This window comes from Kocuria sp. (assembly GCF_030530945.1).
In the GTDB taxonomy this organism is placed as follows: Bacteria; Actinomycetota; Actinomycetes; order Actinomycetales; family Micrococcaceae; genus Kocuria.
This window is the reverse complement of the sequence record NZ_JAUMTZ010000004.1, coordinates 55,816-75,298: the sequence shown is the minus strand read 5'-3', so window position 1 is coordinate 75,298 and position 19,483 is coordinate 55,816. Positions and strand designations below refer to the sequence as shown.

The 19,483-nt window shown below is 71.3% G+C and carries 18 protein-coding genes; 16 read left to right on the top strand and 2 right to left on the bottom strand.

All coding sequences use genetic code 11. The features are described from left to right. Positions 1-17: 17 nt before the first annotated feature. Both Q4A22_RS05455 and Q4A22_RS05450 read left to right on the top strand, forming a co-directional pair. Positions 18-794, top strand: coding sequence for an ABC transporter ATP-binding protein (locus Q4A22_RS05455; RefSeq protein ID WP_303177723.1), 777 nt, complete (start codon positions 18-20; stop codon positions 792-794). Beyond that, on the top strand, positions 794-3,016 hold the full coding sequence (locus Q4A22_RS05450; RefSeq protein ID WP_303177722.1) for an FtsX-like permease family protein: 2,223 nt from the start codon (positions 794-796) through the stop codon (positions 3,014-3,016). Before Q4A22_RS05455 ends, Q4A22_RS05450 begins: the two co-directional genes overlap by 1 nt. 134 nt (positions 3,017-3,150) lie before the next feature. Here the strand turns inward: Q4A22_RS05450 and Q4A22_RS05445 are convergent, their stop codons facing one another. Further along, complete coding sequence (locus Q4A22_RS05445) at positions 3,151-3,705, bottom strand: TetR/AcrR family transcriptional regulator (protein WP_303177721.1); 555 nt, start codon at positions 3,703-3,705, stop codon at positions 3,151-3,153. Positions 3,706-3,871: 166 nt separating this feature from the next. Between Q4A22_RS05445 and Q4A22_RS05440 the strand changes: the two genes are divergently transcribed. The 11 genes from Q4A22_RS05440 to Q4A22_RS05390 all read left to right on the top strand — a co-directional run bounded on the left by Q4A22_RS05440 (position 3,872) and on the right by Q4A22_RS05390 (position 14,714). Then, positions 3,872-5,398, top strand: coding sequence for an MFS transporter (locus Q4A22_RS05440; protein ID WP_303177720.1), 1,527 nt, complete (start codon positions 3,872-3,874; stop codon positions 5,396-5,398). 145 nt (positions 5,399-5,543) lie between these two features. Then, on the top strand, positions 5,544-6,959 hold the full coding sequence (locus Q4A22_RS05435) for a S41 family peptidase (RefSeq protein ID WP_303177719.1): 1,416 nt from the start codon (positions 5,544-5,546) through the stop codon (positions 6,957-6,959). A 133-nt stretch (positions 6,960-7,092) separates the two neighbouring features. After that, positions 7,093-7,395, top strand: coding sequence for an urease subunit gamma (locus Q4A22_RS05430; RefSeq protein WP_303177718.1), 303 nt, complete (start codon positions 7,093-7,095; stop codon positions 7,393-7,395). A gap of 19 nt (positions 7,396-7,414) precedes the next feature. After that, positions 7,415-7,846 (top strand): urease subunit beta, encoded by a 432-nt coding sequence (locus Q4A22_RS05425; RefSeq protein ID WP_303177717.1) that lies wholly within the window; start codon positions 7,415-7,417, stop codon positions 7,844-7,846. A gap of 69 nt (positions 7,847-7,915) precedes the next feature. Further along, the gene (gene ureC / locus Q4A22_RS05420; RefSeq protein WP_303177716.1) at positions 7,916-9,631 is read left to right on the top strand and encodes an urease subunit alpha; all 1,716 of its coding nucleotides are present in this window, start codon (positions 7,916-7,918) and stop codon (positions 9,629-9,631) included. A 26-nt stretch (positions 9,632-9,657) separates the two neighbouring features. Continuing rightward, positions 9,658-10,149 carry an urease accessory protein UreE gene (gene ureE / locus Q4A22_RS05415; protein ID WP_303177715.1) on the top strand — a complete coding sequence of 164 codons (492 nt, stop codon included), beginning with the start codon at positions 9,658-9,660 and terminating at the stop codon, positions 10,147-10,149. Positions 10,150-10,153: 4 nt separating this feature from the next. Then, entirely contained in the window at positions 10,154-10,858 is a 705-nt protein-coding gene (locus tag Q4A22_RS05410; RefSeq protein WP_303177714.1) for an urease accessory protein UreF, read from the top strand. A gap of 119 nt (positions 10,859-10,977) precedes the next feature. Continuing rightward, on the top strand, positions 10,978-11,589 hold the full coding sequence (gene ureG, locus Q4A22_RS05405) for an urease accessory protein UreG (protein WP_303177713.1): 612 nt from the start codon (positions 10,978-10,980) through the stop codon (positions 11,587-11,589). Between the two features lie 127 nt (positions 11,590-11,716). Continuing rightward, positions 11,717-12,562 (top strand): urease accessory protein UreD, encoded by an 846-nt coding sequence (locus Q4A22_RS05400; RefSeq protein ID WP_303177890.1) that lies wholly within the window; start codon positions 11,717-11,719, stop codon positions 12,560-12,562. Between the two features lie 96 nt (positions 12,563-12,658). Beyond that, positions 12,659-13,786, top strand: coding sequence for a HoxN/HupN/NixA family nickel/cobalt transporter (locus Q4A22_RS05395; RefSeq protein WP_303177712.1), 1,128 nt, complete (start codon positions 12,659-12,661; stop codon positions 13,784-13,786). Between the two features lies 1 nt (position 13,787). Next, entirely contained in the window at positions 13,788-14,714 is a 927-nt protein-coding gene (locus Q4A22_RS05390) for an urea transporter (protein ID WP_303177711.1), read from the top strand. On the opposite strand, the gene Q4A22_RS05385 is transcribed toward Q4A22_RS05390, so the two are convergent. Continuing rightward, complete coding sequence (locus tag Q4A22_RS05385; protein WP_303177710.1) at positions 14,647-15,198, bottom strand: hypothetical protein; 552 nt, start codon at positions 15,196-15,198, stop codon at positions 14,647-14,649. The genes Q4A22_RS05390 and Q4A22_RS05385 overlap by 68 nt on opposite strands. A 189-nt stretch (positions 15,199-15,387) precedes the next feature. Here Q4A22_RS05385 and Q4A22_RS05380 point away from each other — a divergent pair, with 189 nt between their 5' ends. From Q4A22_RS05380 to Q4A22_RS05370, 3 genes are all read left to right on the top strand, one after another. Beyond that, complete coding sequence (locus Q4A22_RS05380) at positions 15,388-16,758, top strand: NAD-dependent succinate-semialdehyde dehydrogenase (protein ID WP_303177709.1); 1,371 nt, start codon at positions 15,388-15,390, stop codon at positions 16,756-16,758. A gap of 180 nt (positions 16,759-16,938) precedes the next feature. Further along, entirely contained in the window at positions 16,939-17,463 is a 525-nt protein-coding gene (locus Q4A22_RS05375; protein WP_303177708.1) for a DinB family protein, read from the top strand. 126 nt (positions 17,464-17,589) lie between these two features. Then, positions 17,590-19,386, top strand: a complete 1,797-nt coding sequence (locus Q4A22_RS05370; RefSeq protein ID WP_303177707.1) for a M23 family metallopeptidase — start codon at positions 17,590-17,592, stop codon at positions 19,384-19,386. Positions 19,387-19,483 lie beyond the last annotated feature (97 nt).

The following is a 19,483-nucleotide window of genomic DNA, read 5'->3' as shown; positions in this document are numbered from 1 at the left end:
GGGGCCACAGTGGGGGCATGACTTCTCCGCAGCCCCTCCACCAGCCACCCGCCGCCGCGCCCTGGGCCGGTGAGACCACCGAACGGGCGTCCCGCCGCCCTGCCGTGAGCGCGGCCCACGTGTCCCGCACGTACGGCACGGGCGGCACCGCCGTGCAGGCGCTCAGGGACGTGAGCTTGGAGATTCCCGCGGGCACGTTCGTGGCCGTCATGGGGCCCTCCGGCTCCGGCAAGTCCACGCTCGTCCACTGCCTCGCGGGCCTGGACACCCCGGACCGCAACCCCGAGACGCGGATCACCGTGGGTGGTCAGGACATCGCCGGGCTCTCCGACGACCAGCTGACCCGCTTCCGCCGCGACCACGTGGGCTTCGTGTTCCAGGCGTTCAACCTGGTGCCCACGCTCACGGCCCGGCAGAACATCGAGCTGCCGCTGTCCCTGGCCGGCCGGAAGGTGGACGGCCGGCGCCTCACGGACCTCGCCGCCACCCTGGGCATCACGGAGCGCCTGGGCCACCGCCCGGACGAGATGTCCGGCGGCCAGCAGCAGCGCGTGGCGATCGCACGGGCCCTGCTCTCCCAGCCGGACGTGGTGATCGCGGACGAGCCCACGGGCGCGCTGGACTCCGCGACGTCGGACGAGGTCCTGGCCCTGCTGCGCCGCTGCGTGGACGAACTGGGCCAGACCGTCGTGGTGGTCACCCACGACCCCACGGTGGCCGAGGCCGCGGACCGCGTGCTGCGCGTGAAGGACGGGGAGATCGTCTCCGACGACGCCCGGGGCGGTGTGCGCTGATGCTGCGGGTGGTCTGCTCCCGACTGACGCGCCAGTGGAGCCGCTACGCACTGGTGGTGGTGTGCGTGGCCGTGTGCGCCGCGTTCATGACCGCGGCACTGGGTCTGGCCAGCACGCTCTCCGCGAGCCTGGCCACCAATCTGGCCGCGCCGTACAGGAACGCCGACGCCGCCGTGACCAGCTCGGACACCGGGCAGCCCATGGCTCCCGTCAGCGCTCAGCAGGTGCAGCGGATCGAGGCGCTGGACGGCGTGGCGAGCGCGTGGGCTCCCGGTCTCAAGCTGGTGGCCACGCCCACCTCGGGGTCGACCGCCTGGCGGATGGGCGATCTTCCCGCCGACACGTCCCTGCTCCCCAGGGAGCTCACCCGGGGGGCGTTCCCGGAATCCGCCCGGCAGGTGGCGGTGTCCGAGACGACCGCCGAGGAGCTGCACGTGGGCATCGGGGACACCGTGACGCTGCAGGAGGCCATGGCCGAGGGCGGGTCCACCGCGGAGTACACCGTGAGCGGGCTGGTCGCACCGGACGACTCCGGAGCGGGGTTGCCCGAGTGGTACGCCTCCTCCCAGGGGCTGGCCCGCATGCCGGGAGCAGACGTGGCCGGGCAGGGCATGAGCTCGGGAATCCTGCTGCGAACGGACGGCACGCTGGACCAGGACCAGCGCCAGCACCTGGCTGGTGAGGTCAACCGGATCCTGGGAACGGGCACGGGCGGTCAACCGGCCGTCACGGTGCGGACCCCGGAGGAGATCTCGGACGCCGCGCTCCAGCAGATGTCCCAGGGCATGGACGTGATCGCCCTCGTCCTCGGGGCGTTCGCGGGGCTCTCCATGCTGGTGGCGCTGCTCGTGGTCACCAACACGCTGTCGGTGCTCACCGCGCAGCGGGCCCGGGAGCTCGCGCTGCTGCGCTGCGTGGGGGCCACCGGCTCCCAGCTGCGCCGCGCGGTGCTGCTCGAGGGCCTGGTGCTGGGCGCGGTGTCCTCCGTGCTGGGCGTGGCCGCGGTCGCCGGTCTCGTGGCGCTGGCCCGTGGCCTGTCCGCCACGGGCTCGCTGACTCTCACGCTCGCTCCCCGGGACGTCCTCGTGGGGCTGGTGGGCGGGATCCTGCTCACGGTGCTGGCCTCCCTGGGTCCGGCTCGCCGGGCGCGCGGCGCCTCCGCGCTGGACGGGCTGCGCGGCTCGCGGGCGGCGGACGGGCTGCCCGTGGTGCGCACCGTGCTCGGCGCCCTGGTCCTGCTGGCCGGGGCGGGGGTCCTGGTCTACGCCGCCGTCAAGCACAGCGCAGGGCTGGGCATCGTGGGCGGACTGGCGTCCTTCCTGGGCGTGGTCCTCACCTCCCGCGCCTACATCCCCGCCCTGGTGCGCGGCGCAGGCAGGCTCCTGCCCGGAGGGGTTCCCTCCCGCCTGGCCGCCGCGAACGCCGCCCGCTACCCCGCGCGCACGAGCACCACGGCCACCGCCCTGCTGATCGGCGTGCTGCTCGTGGCCACGGTGCTCACGGGCCAGCAGGTGGCCCGCGTGAACCTGCTCGACGAGCTGGACCAGAGGGACCCCGTGGACATCTCCGTGCCCGCGGCGGCCGGGCACCTGAGCCAGGAGCAGGTCACCCAGCTGGAGAAGATCCCCGGCGTGCTGGGTGTGCAGACGGACGGGAACCTGCCTGCCGGTTCCACCGCCGCGGTCGACGCCGCCCAGTACCTGGACTCGTCCCGCGCCTCCGATCTCCAGCGCCAGGTGGCGGACGTGCTCCACGTGGAACCCAGCCAGCTGGGCGGGGCGCTGCTGGAGAAGGCCGAGTACGTGAGCATCCTGGACACCATGCTCTCCGTGGTCCTCGGACTGCTCGCCGCAGCCGTGGTGGTCTCCGTCCTGGGCATCGCGTCCACCACCTCGCTGTCCGTGCTGGAGCGCTCCCGGGAGAACTCCCTGCTCCGCGCGCTCGGGCTCTCCAAACGGCAGCTGGGCGCACTGATCCGCAGGGAGACCCTGGTGATCGCCCTGGTGGCCACGCTGGTGGGTCTCGTGGTGGGCTGGGCCTTCGGGATGCTCGGCATGATGGCCGTGCTGCCGGAAGCGGTCACCCTGCGCCCGGTGGTGCCCTGGCAGGGGTTCCTGATGATCCTCGCCGGAGCCGTGGTCGTGGCGGTGCTCGCCTCCGCCCTGCCGGTGCGAAGGGCCACCCGGCTCAGCCCGGTGGAAGGCATGGCCCGGGCGGACTGACCCGGTCCGACCGAACCGGGGGCGTGGCCGCGGACGGGCGGCCACGCCCCCCCTTTTGCCGCCCCGGAATCCGACGGACGGCGCGGTGCGGCGCGGAGCGGACCGCGCGGCGTCGTCGCCCGCCGGCAGGCCGACTACTGCGCGGGGGCCACCCGCGTGAGGCGCTCCAGCGCCTCCAGGAGGTGGTCGAGAACGGCGCGCTTCTCGGCGTCCTCCTCGGGGAGCAGGCCCATGGCCGCCTGCTGGTAGAGGCCGTCCCCCATGGCCTGGACGGCGGTGGCCACCACCGGGTCCCCCACGTCCGCGAGCACCGCCCGGTACCATGCGCTCGAGACGCGCTCGCAGGTCTCCCGCGCGCCGGGCTCGCGCGCCTGGACCAGGCGGAAGGCCACCCCCAGGCTGCGGTCCAGGGGACTGTCCTCCCAGAGGGACGTCACCAGGAACTCGCGGGCCGCGCCCCGGGGCGACGCCGTCAGGCGCACCAGGTCCTCCCCGGCCAGTTCCTCGCAGCGAGCCAGGACGGCGTCCACCAGCGCCCGGCGGTGGGGGAAGTGGTAGAGCAGGCCCCCCTTGGAGACCCCCGCCTGGGCGGCCACGGCATCCAGGGTGGCGGCGCGCTCGCCCTCGGTGAGAACCAGGTGCTCGAAGGCGGTCAGGAGCTTGTCGCGGGCTTCGGGTTTGCGGGGCATGGGGCGGGTGGTCCTCACCGGTGACGGGAATGATTGCGGAGCGGGCGCCGTTAACTGTACCGTCTGGACGGTAAAGACTGACGAGGCGCCCCTCCCGGGGGCTCGGTACAACGGTGTACGGCTCGCGTCACCGCTCATCCGCAGCTCTCATCCCAGGAGGTTCCCCGTGTCCGTCGCGCGCCAGCAGCAGCCCAGGGCAGGTGCCCGCGAGTGGACCGCGCTGGGGGCGCTCATGCTCCCGGTGCTGCTGGTCACCGTGAACAACACCGCCCTGAGCTTCGCCCTGCCCGCCATCTCCCAGGGACTGCAGCCCACCGCGGCGCAGCTGCTGTGGATCGTGGACGTGTACCCGCTGGTGCTCGCGGCACTGCTGATCCCCATGGGCACCCTGGGGGACCGGATCGGGCGGCGGAGGATGCTGCTCATCGGCTCCTCCGGATTCGGCCTGATCTCCCTGGGCGCCGCGTTCGCCCCCACCGCCGAGTGGCTGCTCGCCGCCCGCGTGGGGATCGCCGTGTTCGGCTCCATGCTGCTGCCCACCACGCTCTCCCTGCTGCGCACCGTGTTCCGCGACGACGCCCAGCGCAGCCTGGCCATCGCCATCTGGACCGCCGGATTCAGCGCCGGAGCGGCCCTCGGACCCATCGCGGGCGGGTTCCTGCTGAACCACTTCTGGTGGGGGTCCGTGTTCCTGCTGGCCGTCCCCGTGCTGCTCGCCTTCCTGGTCGCCGCGCCGCTGGTGCTGCCCGAGTCCAGGGACCCGCACCCCGGGCCCGTGGACCCGGCGTCCATCGTGCTGGCCGTGCTGACCATGGCCCCCGTGGTCTACGGGATCAAGACACTGGCCACGAGCGGCTCCCCCGTGGAGAGCCTCGTGTTCATCGCCGTGGGTGTGCTCTGCGGTGTGCTCTTCGCGCGCCGCCAGGTGGCCAAGGACTACCCCATGCTGGACCTGCGGTTCTTCCGCAGCCCCCGCTTCTCGGGCGGGCTTGCGGTGAACACCACGTCCAACGTGGCGCTGTTCGGCTTCCTGTTCTTCTTCACCCAGCACCTGCAGCTGGTCAGCGGGAAGGACCCCATGACGTCCGGGCTGCTCATGGTCCCGGGTCTCTTGCTGTCCATCCTGGCGGGGCTCGGCGCGGAACGGATCGCGCGGCTGCTGGGGGTGCGCACCGCGGTGGTCCTGGGTCTGGTGCTGGTGGCGGCCGGGTTCTTCGTGGTCGCCTTCACGGACCAGCGGGCCTCCGCCGTGCCGGTGCTCGTGGGCTTCACCATCATGAGCGCGGGCACCGGCCTGGCCACCACGCTCTCCACGGACCTGGTGGTCTCCTCCGTGCCGGAGGCGAAGGCCGGGGCGGCGTCCGCCTCGTCCGAGACCGGGTACGAGGTGGGCGCCGTGCTGGGCACCGCCGTGCTGGGCGGACTCACCACCGCCTTCTACCAGGCACACCTGGACCTGCCGGCCGGCGTGGCCCCGGGCGCCGCCCAGGCCGCGCGGGAAACCCTGGGCGGCGCCTTCGACGTCGCCGCGAGCTCGCCCCTCGGCTCCGCCATCGTCGACGCCGCCACGTCCGCCTTCTCCTCCGGGATGCAGTGGACATCGCTGTGCGGCGGCATTCTGGTCACCGTGGTTGCCCTGGTCCTGGCCCGCGTGCTGCGGGCGGACCGCCGCGTGCGTCGCGCGCGGGGCTGACCGGGCGGGAACGACGACGCCGCCGCTGCGCCCACCCGTGCGGGGACGGGTGCGGCGGCTGCCCCGCAGGCGGTCATCCGGCCTGGTGGCGCGGCCCCGGAGGCACTGCAGACGCACCGCGGATGAGGGACGGCATCATGGTCACATGACTCTGAGCGGCATCGCGCCCGACGGCCTCTTCCACATCGACTTCCCCGTCGACTGGCTGGGCCCGGACGTCCTGTCGCTGCTGGCGCAGGAACGCCACGAGTTCGAGGCTGTTCTGGGTGTTCCCGTGGTGTTCTCGGAGCCGGCCGGCACCTGCTGCCGGTGGGTCGTCGAGCGCGCAGACCCGGGGGAGGCACCTTCCCTGGAGTGGAACGCCGAGCGAGGCGTTCTCGTCAGTCGGGCTGCCGATGGCCAGGGAGTCATGGCCACGTTGAGTCTGCTGCAGACTCTCGCCCATTCACCCGGGACGCAGGTCTCTGCGGCCCCTCCGTCCACCATCGACGAGGCGATCGAGCTCATCCGCACCGAGTGCGCGACCACTTACCCGTACTTCACGCTGCGCGGTCTGAGGTGGGACGACATCTGTGCGGGGGCGCTGCAGGACCGGCCCCGCACGTGGGACCAGTTCATCCCCTGGGCCACGCGGTGGGTTGCACAGCTGGGGGATGCGCACACCGCGGTCATCGACCACCGGTCGGCAGAATTCCATCCTCCCTACACAGCTGAACTCCTCGAACGCGGGGCCGTGATGATCCGCGTTCCCGAAGAGTCGGCGGCGTTCGCCGCTGGTGTTCGACCTGGATGGATCGTGGACGTCGGGGACCCCGCGGCGTGGTTGGCCGCGGTTGGGGCGTCGCCCCAGCAGCACGGAAGAATGGCTGCTCGTCGTGCCATGGCAATCCAGGGAACCCAGCGCCGCTTCACCGCGAGAGATCCCCGTTCTTCGCGTTCGGTGACGTGGACCGAAGAAGCAGGCCGGCACTCCCGGGACGACATCGTCAGGCTGGAGCGCTCCCGGTCAGGGGAGGTTCACATCGTGCTGCGGGCTTTCGACCCCTCTGCGGACGTCGAATCAGTCTTTGACGCAGCTGCGGCCGCCGCCACTGCCTCCGACCGCATGGTGCTCGACCTGCGCGGCAACGTGGGGGGAGACATCATGCTGGCGGGGCGGCTGCGGGACCGGTTCCTGCGTGCCAGGACCTGGGTGGGCAGTGCGGCGTTCACGGACGGCCGTGGTGGCCTGTCGGAACCGCGGCCCCGCTGGGCCGATCCCTCCGAGAGCGGGCGGTGGCCAGGGATCTTGACCGTCATGGTGGATGCGTCCACCTACAGCGCCGCTGAGGACTTCCTGGTGGGGTTGAAGGGCCTCGAGCACGTGACAGTGGTGGGGGAGCGCACCGGCGGGGGAAGCGGACGGCCTCGCCTCATCCCACTCGGACCCGGTTGCAGCCTGCGGATCAGCACCGCGCTCACCTACGACAGGCGAGGTCGCCCCGTCGAGTTCCACGGCATTGAACCGGACGAGGGTTCCTGTGGAGCGGGAGGAACCCTCTCCGCTGGAAGGGTGCTGTGAGATGGCGCCCTCCATCCGGGGCATCACCCCAGGTCACCCAGGATGCAGAGGTAACCTAACGACATTCGCGTACCGCGGGGCAGCCGCTCCGCCCCAGCGACAGAACGAGTGAACCAGCCGGGAGGGACCACGCATGCACCTGCAGCCCAAGGACCAGGAGAAGCTCCTGGTGGTGGTCGCCGCGGACCTGGCGCGAAGGCGCCAGGCGCGGGGACTGAAGCTGAACTACCCGGAGGCCATCGCGGTCATCACCTACGAGCTTCTCGAGGGCGCCCGGGACGGGCGGACCGTGGCGGACCTCATGAGCTGGGGGAGCACCATCCTCACCCGTGACGACGTCATGGAGGGCGTCCCGGAGATGGTTCCGGACGTCCAGGTGGAAGCCACGTTCCCGGATGGCACCAAGCTCGTGACCGTCCACGACCCCATCCGCTGACACCACCCGAGGAGCAGCCATGACACCCGGAGAGTACGTTCTGGCGGAGACCCCCGTCGTCTGCAACGAGGGCCGTGAGGCCATCACCATGGAGGTCCTCAATCGCGGGGACCGCCCCGTGCAGGTGGGCTCCCACTTCCACTTCGCGGAGGCCAACAGGGCCCTGCAGTTCGACCGTGACCGGGCCGTGGGCCACCGCCTGGACATCCCCGCCGGCACGGCGGTGCGACTGGAACCGGGGGACTCCACCACGGTGCGCCTGATCCCGCTGGGCGGGGACCGGATGGTCTACGGCTTCCGTGACCTCATGGACGGTCCCCTCGACGCCCACGAGCCGGCGTCCCTGGACGACGACGCCGCCTCCGTCACCCCCTCGCGCCACCGCTCGGCCGCGGGCGACGCCCCGAAGCCGTTGCAGGAGCGTGAAGGCTTCTCCAACGAGACCCGCTGAGCCCGCCCGGCCCACGAGACGGCATGACGTGGACCACCCCGCCGAACACGCACAACAAGAAGGTCGACCATGAGCTTTGAGATGAGCAGGGACCAGTACGCGAGCCTGTACGGGCCCACCACCGGGGACGCGATCCGCCTGGCGGACACGGAACTCTTCGCGCGTGTGGAGAAGGACCTCACCACGCCCGGCGAGGAGGCCGTGTTCGGCGGTGGCAAGGTGGTCCGGGACGGCATGGGTCAGAACGGGCAGCTGGTGCGGGACGTGGGGGTCCCGGACCTGGTGATCACCAACGTGGTGGTCATCGACTGGACGGGCATCTACAAGGCGGACGTCGCCGTGCGGGACGGTCACATCCAGAAGATCGGCAAGGCCGGGAACCCCCATGTGATGGACGGGGTGGACATCGTGATCGGCGTGGCCACGGACGTGATCGCCGGAGAGGGCAAGATCCTCACGGCGGGTGGGATCGACTCCCACATCCACTTCATCAGCCCGGACCAGATCGAGACCGCCCTGGTCTCCGGGATCACCACCATGATCGGCGGCGGCACGGGGCCGAGCGAGTCCTCCAAGGCCACCACCATCACCCCGGGCGAGTGGAACATCCACAACATGCTGCGCTCCTTCGAGGAGTTCCCCATGAACTTCGGGCTCCTCGGCAAGGGCCACGGCTCGTCGATCTCCCCCATGGCGGAGCAGATCCGGGCGGGTGCGATCGGGCTGAAGATCCACGAGGACTGGGGTGCCACGCCGTCGTCCATCAACACGTCCCTGCAGGTGGCGGACGAGTACGACGTGCAGGTGGCCATCCACACGGACACCCTGAACGAGGCGGGGTTCGTGGAGGACACCCGCGCGGCGATCGCGGGGCGGGTGATCCACACGTTCCACACGGAGGGAGCGGGTGGCGGCCACGCCCCGGACATCATCGAGCTGGCCCAGGACCCGAACATCCTCCCGGCGTCCACCAACCCCACGCTGCCGTACACGCGCAACACCATCGAGGAGCACCTGGACATGCTCATGGTGTGCCACCACCTCAACCCGGACATCCCGGAGGACGTGGCGTTCGCGGACTCGCGCATCCGCAAGGAGACCATCGCGGCGGAGGACGTGCTGCAGGACATGGGCATCTTCTCCATGACATCCTCCGACTCCCAGGCCATGGGCCGCGTGGGCGAGGTGGTGCTGCGCACGTGGCAGGTGGCGGACTCCATGAAGCGCCAGCGTGGCCAGCTGCCCGAGGACGAGGGCTCGGTGGGGGACAACCACCGCATCAAGCGCTACATCTCCAAGTACACGATCAACCCCGCCATCGCGCACGGCGTCTCCCACGCGGTGGGCTCCGTGGAGGAGGGCAAGTTCGCGGACCTCGTGCTGTGGGAGCCCAAGTTCTTCGGGGTGAAGCCGGACCTGATCATCAAGGGCGGCCAGATGGTCCACGGGGTCATGGGTGATCCGAACGCGTCCATCCCCACGCCGCAGCCCCGCTGGTACCGCAAGGCGTTCGGGGCGTACGGGAAGGCCGCGGCCCGCTCGTCCATCACGTTCATGTCCCAGGCCTCCATCCAGGCCGGGGTGCCCCGCTCGCTCGGGCTGGAGAAGGTGGTCCGCGAGTGCCGGGACATCCGCTCCCTCACCAAGGCGGACATGAAGTTCAACGGCGAGACGCCGCAGCTGCGGGTGGACCCGGAGACGTACGAGGTGCGCGTGGACGGCACGCCCGTCACGTGCGAACCCCGCACGGAGCTGCCCCTCGCCCAGCGGTACTTCCTGTTCTGAGCCCTCTGACCGACGGAAGGAGTTCCATGATCGTCACCGAGATCCTGGGCAACATCCATGACGCTCCCGGAGCGGAGCTCGTGGCCGGGCGGCACGTGGAGAAGGTGGTGCTGCCCAGCGCTGAGCTGGTCAAGCGCATCCAGCGCCTCACCACCGACCACGGCCACGAGTTGGGCCTGCGGTTGCCGGCCCGTGCCCCGGACCTGAGGGACGGGGACGTGCTGTCGGTGGAGGGTGGACCGCAGGACGGCAACGCCGTGGTGGTGCAGGTGCTGCCCACGGACGTTCTGGTGATCGGGGCCCGCTCCATCGTGGAGATGGCGTTCGTGGCGCACAGCCTGGGCAACCGGCACCTGCAGGCGCAGTTCTTCGACGAGGACAGCGAGTACGGGGCGCAGGTGATGGTGGTGCAGTACGACCACACCGTGCAGGACTTCCTGGACCACCACGAGGTGCCCTACTCCCGCCAGGAACGGGTCATGCCCGTGCCGTTCCGTCACGCCGAGCACACGCACTGATCCGGTGGTGGAACCCTCTCTGACCGGGATCCTGGGGCTCATGCAGCTCACGGACTCCGCCCTGCCCACCGGGGCGTTCAGCCACTCCCTGGGCTTCGAGACCTACATGGCGGCCGAGCAGCTGGAGGACGAGGCGAGCTTCTCCGCGTGGCTGGAGATGTTCGTGGACCAGCAGCTCACGTTCACCGATGCCCTGGCCATCCGCCTGGTGTACGCGGCGCAGGACTTCGAGCGGGTCGAGGACCTGGACGACCTCGTCACCGCGCAGGCCCTGCCCCGGCAGATCCGCGAGGGCGGGATGACCATGGGCAGGCGGCTTCTGAGCATCGGCGCCCGCAGCTATCCCGGCGACTGGGTGCGCCGCTACCAGCAGGGTGTGGCCGAGGAGCGGATGCACGGCCACCAGGCCACCGTGTGGGGTGTGCTGGCCCGAGGTTTGGACGTCCCCGAGGACACGGCCGTGGCCTCGCACGTGTACGCCACCGTGATCTCCCTGACGCAGAACGCGGTGCGCGGCATCCCGCTGGGCCAGAACACCGGTCAGGCCGTGATCCGTGCCGCGCAGGACTGGGTGGGGCGCGCCGTCGCCACCTCCCGGGACCTGGTGACGGCAGGACTCGCGGAGGAGGTGCTGGGAGCCGTGGCCCCCGGCCTGGAGATCGCGCAGATGAACCACGAACGCCAGCGGGCCCGGCTCTTCATGAGCTGAGCGGGCGCGGGGTGACCGTGCGCCATCCTGACGACGCCGCGCGGAGACCCGGCAGCGCCCGGAGGCATTCCGCGGCGCCCAGAGACGAACAGCAGAGAACGAGAACTCAGGAGGACAGCATGGATCCCGTCATCATCGGTGTGGGAGGCCCCGTGGGAGCGGGCAAGACGCAGCTCGTGGAGCGCATCACGCGGGCCATGAGCCAGGAGATCTCCATGGCCGCGATCACCAACGACATCTACACGATCGAGGACGCCAAGATCTTGGCGCGCAACTCGGTGCTGCCGGAGGAGCGGATCATCGGCCTGGAGACCGGCGGCTGCCCGCACACCGCCATCCGCGAGGACACCTCCATGAACGAGGCCGCGATCGAGCAGCTGAAGAAGCGCTTCCCGGACCTGCAGGTGATCTTCGTGGAGTCCGGCGGGGACAACCTCTCCGCCACGTTCAGCCCCGAGCTCGTGGACTTCTCCATCTACGTGATCGACGTGGCCCAGGGCGAGAAGATCCCCCGCAAGGCCGGCCAGGGGATGATCAAGTCGGACCTGTTCATCATCAACAAGACGGACCTGGCCCCGCACGTGGGCGCGGACCTGGACGTCATGGCCGCGGACTCCAAGGTGTTCCGGAAGGACAAGCCCTTCGCGTTCACCAACCTCAAGACGGACGAGGGCCTGGACCAGGTCCAGGACTGGATCCGCAACGACGTCCTCATGCTCGACCTTGCCTGAGACGCCGGGCGCAGGGGGAACCACGACGCCGCCGGCACCCCGGGTGCCGGACGCGCGGACGGGCGCGGCACCGTCGTCCGCTCTCGGAACGCCCGGCGGAACCGGCGCTGACAACTGGGCCGGACAGCTGCGCCTGACCGTGGCCGCGCGGGACGGGCGCTCGTACGCCGCCCGGCAGTTCCACGAGGGCGCGCTGCGGGTGCTGCGGCCGCACTACCTGGACCGCTCCGGGCAGGTCACCTACACGGCGATCAACCCCGGGGGCGCGTACTTCGGAGCGGACGCGTACCTGTTGGACGTGGCCGTGGAGCAGGATGCCTCCCTGGCCCTGACCACGCAGTCGGCCACCAAGGTGTACCGCACGCCGCAGGGTCCGGCGTCCCAGGAGATGCGCGTGCGGCTGGGGCCGGGCAGCTGCCTGGAGTACGTGCCGGACCAGCTGATCGTCTACCGGGGCGGGTCCTACCTGCAGCGCACGCGCGTGGACATGGACCCCACGGCGTCCCTGCTGCTCGCCGAGGTCGTGACACCCGGGTGGTCCCCGTCCGGGGAGTCCTTCGCGTACGACGAGCTGCGAATGCGCACCGAGGTCCGCGTGCTCCCGCCGTCCACCAGCCCGCAGGCCCCCGCCCGGCGGCTCGTGGTGGACCAGCTGCGGATCCAGCCGGATGCGCACGGGGACATCACCGGCACGGGGTTCATGGAGGGCCACAGCCACACCGGGCAGCTGCTGGTCGCGGACGCCCGACTCACCGACGAGGTCTACGAGCTGCTCACCGCCGCCGTGGACGCCTCCGGCACCCGGTCCGGCATCACCCGCGCCGGGGTGGGGGAGCCGTACGGGGTGCGCTGCGTGTGCGTGCGCTCCCTCGCCCACTCCACGGAAGCCATCGCGGCCCTGCACCGCATGGTGGTGAACCTGCTGCGGGAGCACTGGCGGGGGCAGGCACCCCTGCACCTGCGCAAGTACTGACGGCCGCGGCGGTCTCGCCCGCCACCTGCTGCTGCCGACCCGCCGGAGGACGCCACCAGCCCGCCGATCCGCCCACCCACGACCCCCAGGAGAACCGTGTCCACCACGCATCCCACGCTCTACCGCCGCTACGTGACGGAGCGGCACCGCCTGCCCCTGCGCGTGCGGGTGGGCTTCACGCTCTCCGCGGTTGCCGCCCTGCACGTGCTCGCGGCCGTGCTGCTGGCCACCGCGCTCGCGCCCGGAGCCCAGCCCCTGGCCCTGGGCGTGGTGCTCACCGCGTACGCCGCCGGTTTGAAGCACAGCTACGACTGGGACCACATCTCCGCGATCGACAACTCCACCCGCAAGTTCGTCTCCGAGGGCATGAACCCGGCCAGCGTGGGCTTCGCGTTCAGCCTGGGGCACTCCCTGGTGGTCACCATCGCCGGAGTCATGGTGGTGGCAGGAGCCCAGTTCGTGCACGGGGCGTTCGAGGACGGCAGCTCCACCAACCACGTGCTCGGTCTGATCGGGGCCGGGGTCTCCGGGGTGTACCTGCTGGTGCTGGGCCTCTACAACGCGAGCATCGGCGCGGGTCTGGTGCGTCGGATCTCCCGCGGGGAGCAGGGCGCCCAGGGGCACCGGCACGACCTGGACGGCAGCTGGGGGCTGGTGTCCCGGCTGCTGCGCAAACCCCTGCAGCGGGTGCGCCGCCCGCGGGACATCTTCGTGCTGGGGTTCCTCTTCGGCCTGGGCTTCGACACCGCCACCACCATCGGTCTGCTGCTGCTCACGGTCACCGCGTCCCTCGCCGGGGTCCCGGCTGCCGCGCTGATCGGCCTGCCCGTGGCCTTCACCGCCGCCATGACCCTGTGCGACACCCTCAACGGGCTGGGCATGATGAAGCTCTACTCCAGCGCCCTCACCGAGACCGGAACCCGGATGCGCTTCAACGCCACGGTCACCGTGATCTCCGCCGTGTCCGCGCTGTTCATCGCCGCCATCACCCTGGGCGGGTTCCTGAACGACCTCCTGGGTCTCACAGACCCGGTGACCTCCGCGCTCGCGGAGATCGACCTGGGGCAGGCCGGGCTCGTGCTGGTCGCCCTCTTCGGCCTGGTCTGGTGGTGGTTCTGGCGGTCCTCGCGCGGGAGCGCGGGGACGACGTCGACGGGCGGGCAGCTGCCGCGGCGCGGCTCCGGGCACGCGGGCGGGTCCGTGCGCTCTGACGGGGAGGTCTGAGGTGGATGCTCTTCGCGGCCCGGGCAGGGCGGTGGGCACCGTCCTGCGGGGCGTGTCCCAGATCTTCTTCATCGACAACCCGTGGTCCGGGGCGCTGCTGCTGGTGGCCATGGGATGGGTCCACCCCTGGGTGGCGCTGGTCGTGGCGGTCGGCGCCCTCGCGCAGACCGCGGGAGCGTGGGCCCTGCTGGGCACGGACGCCGTGCGCACCGGGATGATGGGCTACAACGGCGCCCTGGTGGGCGCGGCCGCGGCACTCGCCCTGGGGCACCCGCTGCCCGCGCTGCTCATGACCGTGGTCGGCGCCCTGGCCTGCGTTCCCGTGCACGGCCTCCTGCAGCGCGCCTTCGGGTCCCGGGCGCTGGGATGGGCCCAGCTGCCCGTTGCCACCGCGCCGTTCTGCCTGGTGGCCGGGGTGATGTTCGACCTGGTGCTGCCCCTGGTGCGCTCCGGCTCCCCGACCACCGGCGAGGGCCCGGGCGGGGTGCTGCTGGGCGCGGTGAACAGCTTTTCCGAGGTGGTCCTCGCAGACGGTCTGGTGCCGGGTCTGCTGATCGTGGCCGCGCTGTTCGTGGGTGGCGTGCGGATCGGGCTGTTCGGCGTGCTCGGAAGCTTCGTGGCGCTCGCGGGTGCACTCTTGGTGGGCGACGGTGTCGTCCAGGTCTCCTCCGGGCTGCTCGGCTACTCGGCGGTGCTGGTGTCCATCGCCCTGGGCGCGGTGGTGTGGACCGCCCGGCCCCTGTGGGTGCGCGTGCTCGGCGCGCTGGTGGGTGCGCTGCTCACGCTGCCCCTTCAGCTGCTGATCGCCCAGTTGCCCGTGCCCGTGTACACGTGGCCGTTCCTGGTGAGCATGTGGCTGGTCATGCTGGTGGTGGCGGGTGTGCGGCGTCGTTCTCCCGGAGGTACGCCCACGCCGCGGGCAGCCTGACGAGCGCCATCACAGAGAAGACCAGCATGCCTCCCACACCGGGCAGCCAGTCCAGGTCCGGGCGGGTGAGGGCGGCGCCCGCGTAGCCGACCAGCAGGGCCCAGAACAGCATGAACATCCACACCCGGTCGTAGGCCACGCGGGCCGCCATCAGTCGCACCCCCGGGTGCTCCGGAACGCCTCGGTGGTGGCGTGCGGAAGAGAGGGCGCCCTGCCAGCGGAGGTCATCCACGTCCCTCGGTTGGCGGGGGAGCCGTCTGCGGTCCAGGAGCACCACTCCGAACATCGCGAGCAGAACGAGTATCACGATCAGGGTGGGCCACCACCCGTCGCTGGGCTCGCGGGGCAGGAAGTGGGCGACCACGGGCGGGGCGAACAGGCCCAGGGCGCACGCTGGAAAGGCTCGCGCCACGGCCCGCCCGGGGCCGGGGATGTCGGCCGCCGTGCCCATGGGGGCCTCCCGCGGCTCTGCGGGTCTGGTCATGGGATCACTCTAGGGGGGGGCGGGCCGCGCCCACCTCGGCGACACCACGCGGACCCGGCCCGGGCGACGCCGCCGGGGACACCGACGTCGTCCGGCGATGGCCGCCGCGGCACCCGGGAATCTTCCGCCCGGGGCTCTCGTTAACACGGACGACAGCATGCACGACCGTCCGAGACATAAGGAGACCTCATGGCCTACCGCACAGAGAATCCAGCCACCGGAGTCGTGGAGCAGGAGTTCACCTCCGCCACGGATGCGGACGTCGCCCGCGCCGTCGAGCGCGCTGATGCCGCGTTCGCCTCCTGGCGCGCCACCCCGGCCCAGCAGCGCGCGGACGCGCTGAACGCTGTGGCGGACGCGTTCGACGAGCGCGCCGACGAGCTCGCCCGCGTGATCAGCACCGAGATGGGAAAGCCGTTCAAGCAGGCCAAGGGTGAGGTGGCGCTGTCCTCCTCCATCTACCGCTGGTACGCGGAGCACGGCCCGGCCCTGCTGGAGGAGGAGACCCTGGACGTGGGCGACGACGCCCGGTCCGTGGTGGTCACCGATCCCATCGGTGTGCTCATGGGCGTCATGCCGTGGAACTTCCCGCAGTACCAGGTGGCCCGCTTCGCGGCCCCGAACCTAATGCTGGGCAACACCATCCTGCTCAAGCACGCCTCCATCTGTGGGCGCACCGCGGAGCTGATCGAGGAGATCCTGCACGCGGCGGGCATCCCCGAGGACGCCTACATCAACCTGTTCGCGAGCACCGACCAGGTCACGGACATCGTGGCGGACCCGCGGGTGCGCGGCGTCTCCCTGACCGGCAGCGAGGGCGCGGGCAAGGCCGTGGCCACCACCGCCGCTCAGAACCTGAAGAAGAGCGTGCTCGAGCTGGGCGGTTCCGACCCCCTGATCGTGCTCGACGACGTGGACGTGGCCAAGACCGCCAAGTACGTGGCGATCGCGCGCATGAGCAACGCCGGCCAGGCCTGCAACTCGCCCAAGCGCATCCTGGTCCCCTCCGGGATGTTCGACGAGTTCGTGAAGGTGGTCGTGCAGACCGTCGAGGGCATGAAGGTGGGCGATCCCCTGGCCGAGGACACCAAGGTGGGCCCGCTGTCCTCCGTGGAGGGCCGTGACGACGCCGTGGCCCAGGTGGAGCGCGCCGTGGAGCAGGGCGCCACCCTGCACACCGGCGGCAAGGCCCTGGACAAGGACGGCGCCTGGATGTCCCCCGCGGTCCTCACCGGTGTGACCCGCGAGATGGACGCCTTCAAGGAGGAGATCTTCGGTCCCGTGGCCGTGGTCTACTCCTACGACTCGGTGGACGAGGCCGTGGAGATCGCCAACGACTCCGACTTCGGCCTGTCCGGCTCCGTGTGGGGCCAGGACGTCGCCAAGGCGGAGGAGATCGCCCGCCGGCTCGAGGTGGGCATGGCCTACGTCAACGAGCACGGCACCACCAAGGCCGGCCTGCCCTTCGGCGGCGTGCGCCGCTCCGGCTACGGCCGCGAGCTGGGCCGCTGGGGCTTCGACGAGTTCTCCAACACCAAGCTGGTGCGCGTGGCGAGCTGACGCCCGCTCCCCGGCTGACGACGACGCCCGGTCCCGTTCCGCAGCGAACGGCACCGGGCGTCGTCGTACCCGGCCGTCCGCCGCTGGGAACGGGGCGGCCGGGACCGGTCCCTCCCGGGCGCGGCGTGGTGGTCGTACAGTGGGGAACGAGACACGGATCACGACCGGAAGGGGAGAACCATGGGTGCTCTGGATCTGATGGCGGACGCGGCACGGCGTCCCGTGGAGGCGGCGGAGGCCGCGGTGGAGGGCATCTCGCAGGAGGTGCTGAACCAGATGCCGGACGGCACGCACAACTCCATGGCCTGGCTGCTGTGGCACGCCGCGCGCCAGCAGGACGTGCAGATCGCGCAGCTGTGCGGGGCCGAGCAGATCTGGACCGCGGAGGGCTGGTCGGACTCCTTCGGGCTGCAGCGCCCCTCCGACGACTTCGGTTTCGGGGACACCCCGGAGGACGTCGCCCGGGTGCGCGTCTCGGATCCCGGGCTGCTGGTGGGCTACCTGCGCTCGGTCTGCTGCGCCACGGCCCAGTACGTGTCCGAGCTCTCGGACGAGGAGCTGGACGAGGTCGTCGACGACTCCTGGGACCCGCCCGTCACCCGGGGTGTGCGCATCGTCTCCACCATCGACGATGCCGCCCAGCACGTGGGGCAGGCGGCATACGTCCGCGGGCTGGTGGAGCAGGGCTGGACGGGCCGCCACTGACCACAGCTGTGTCGATGCGTCCATGAAACTACATGGACACCGGGAATTCACCTACACTTGCTGTACTGACGGTCGGCCCGCGGGCTCACGGCGCCGATGTTCCTCCCGGGAGACACGATCACACTCATGGCTCGTTCAAACGCGCGTTCCACCCCCTCCAAGAAGCCGTCCATGGCTCTCATGGCGTTCACCTCGTTCTCCCTGCTGGTGGCGGGAAGCGTGGCACTGAGCAACGGCTCCGAGGTGGCCCCCTGGCAGCCGGCCATGGCGCAGGACCCCCAGGGCCCGCAGCGGCCGGCCCCTGCCGCGTCGAACGGGGCCGACGACGCCGCCCAGCCGGCTGAGGCATCCCTGTTCGCCGCCGTCGCGGACCCCGAGGCGATCGCCGCCTCCAAGAACACTTCTCTGGTGTCCCTCAGCCACGCGAGCTCTCCCACGAGTGACACAGCCGGAGCAGGCAACGGCGCCGCGGGTGGCGGCGCGGGGAAGGCCGCCGTGCCTCCCGTGACCTCGGCCGAGCACGCTCCTCCCGTCTTCAAGGGCGAGCTGCCGGTCAACACCCTGATCGCGCCCGCCCAGCCGGTGATCGTGCTCAAGGGCGGGGAGTTCGGGTGGCGCGTCGCCCCGGACGACGGCCGCCGCGAGCTCCACAACGGCACGGACATCTCCGCTCCGGAGGGCTCGCCCGTGGTGGCGGCCCTGGACGGCACCGTGACGGCCGTGTTCTGGGACGTGTGGGGCGGCAACCGTGTGGAGGTCTCCCACGCCAACGGCATGAAGACCACCTACAACCACATGAGCAAGGTCATGGTCCGGGTGGGGGACCACCTCAAGGCCTCTGAGCAGCTCGGGGCCGTGGGCCACACGGGCATGCGCGTGACCGGACCGCACCTGCACTTCGAGACGTGGGTCAACGGCAAGGTGGTGGACCCGCAGTCCTTCGACTGGAAGTCCGGCGAGGAGATCATCCCGGCCTCGCGCCCCGCGTACTCCAACGCGGACCAGGCGGCAGCGCAGCAGCCCGCCGCGGACCCGAACGCGACCACCGGAGTCGACGCCGGCCCCGCGCCGACTCCCTCCAAGGCACCCCAGAAGGACCGCGACGCGATCGTGGCCGCCGCCGCGGCGGCTGCACCCACTGCGGGTTCTGGTGAGAAGAAGACCGACAGCAAGAAGGCCGAGCCGAAGAAAACCGAGCCCACAAAGACCGAGCCGAAGAAGCCCGCCTCGGGCCAGAGCACGGTTGAGGCCGGGGGAACGCAGAAGGCCGCGGGAACGGGCGGCACGGGCAACACAGGCAAGGTCACCTCCGGCACGGCCCCGCGCACGGGACAGACCGGGCAGGACAAGACCACGAAGGATCAGGGCGGCTCCGGCGGTTCTGGCAACGGCACGGGCAAGAAGAAGCAGCAGCCCACCACGCACACGCCCTCCCCGAGTACCACTCCCACCCCGTCCCCGACCAAGGACAAGGCACCCGTCGTGCCCGTGGAACCGGTGCCCGGGAACCCGGACCCCTCTCCTACGAAGCCTGCCCCCACACAGCCGGCCCCCACCGGCGTGGACCCGCGAACCGCGGACATCACCCTCCTGACCACCCCGGAGCAGCTGAAGCAGCGCACGCAGTACATCCTGGGGTCGCACCTGACCCTGACGGCCCCCGAGCAGGCCAAGGCGTACGTGCCGGGCTCGGCCCTGGACCTGCAGCTGCAGGCACTCGTGGGGCGCGCCCCCGCTGTGGGCCTGCCCGCCACGGATCCCTACGTCGCGCAGCTGACCGCCGCGCAGCAGGCCGTGGCGGCGGCGGGGAAGGCCCCCCGGGACCCGAAGCTCGCGGCGACCGCGACCGCCCAGCTCCGGGCCCTGCAGAACATCGCGATCACCACCCCGCCGTTCGGGTCCCCGGTGGCGGGCGGCAAGTAGAACCCGTCCGCTCACGTGTGGTGAGCCCCCTCCGCGGTCTGATCTGACCGGGACGAACAGGACGGCGCCGGGACCGTGGGATCCCGGCGCCGTCGTG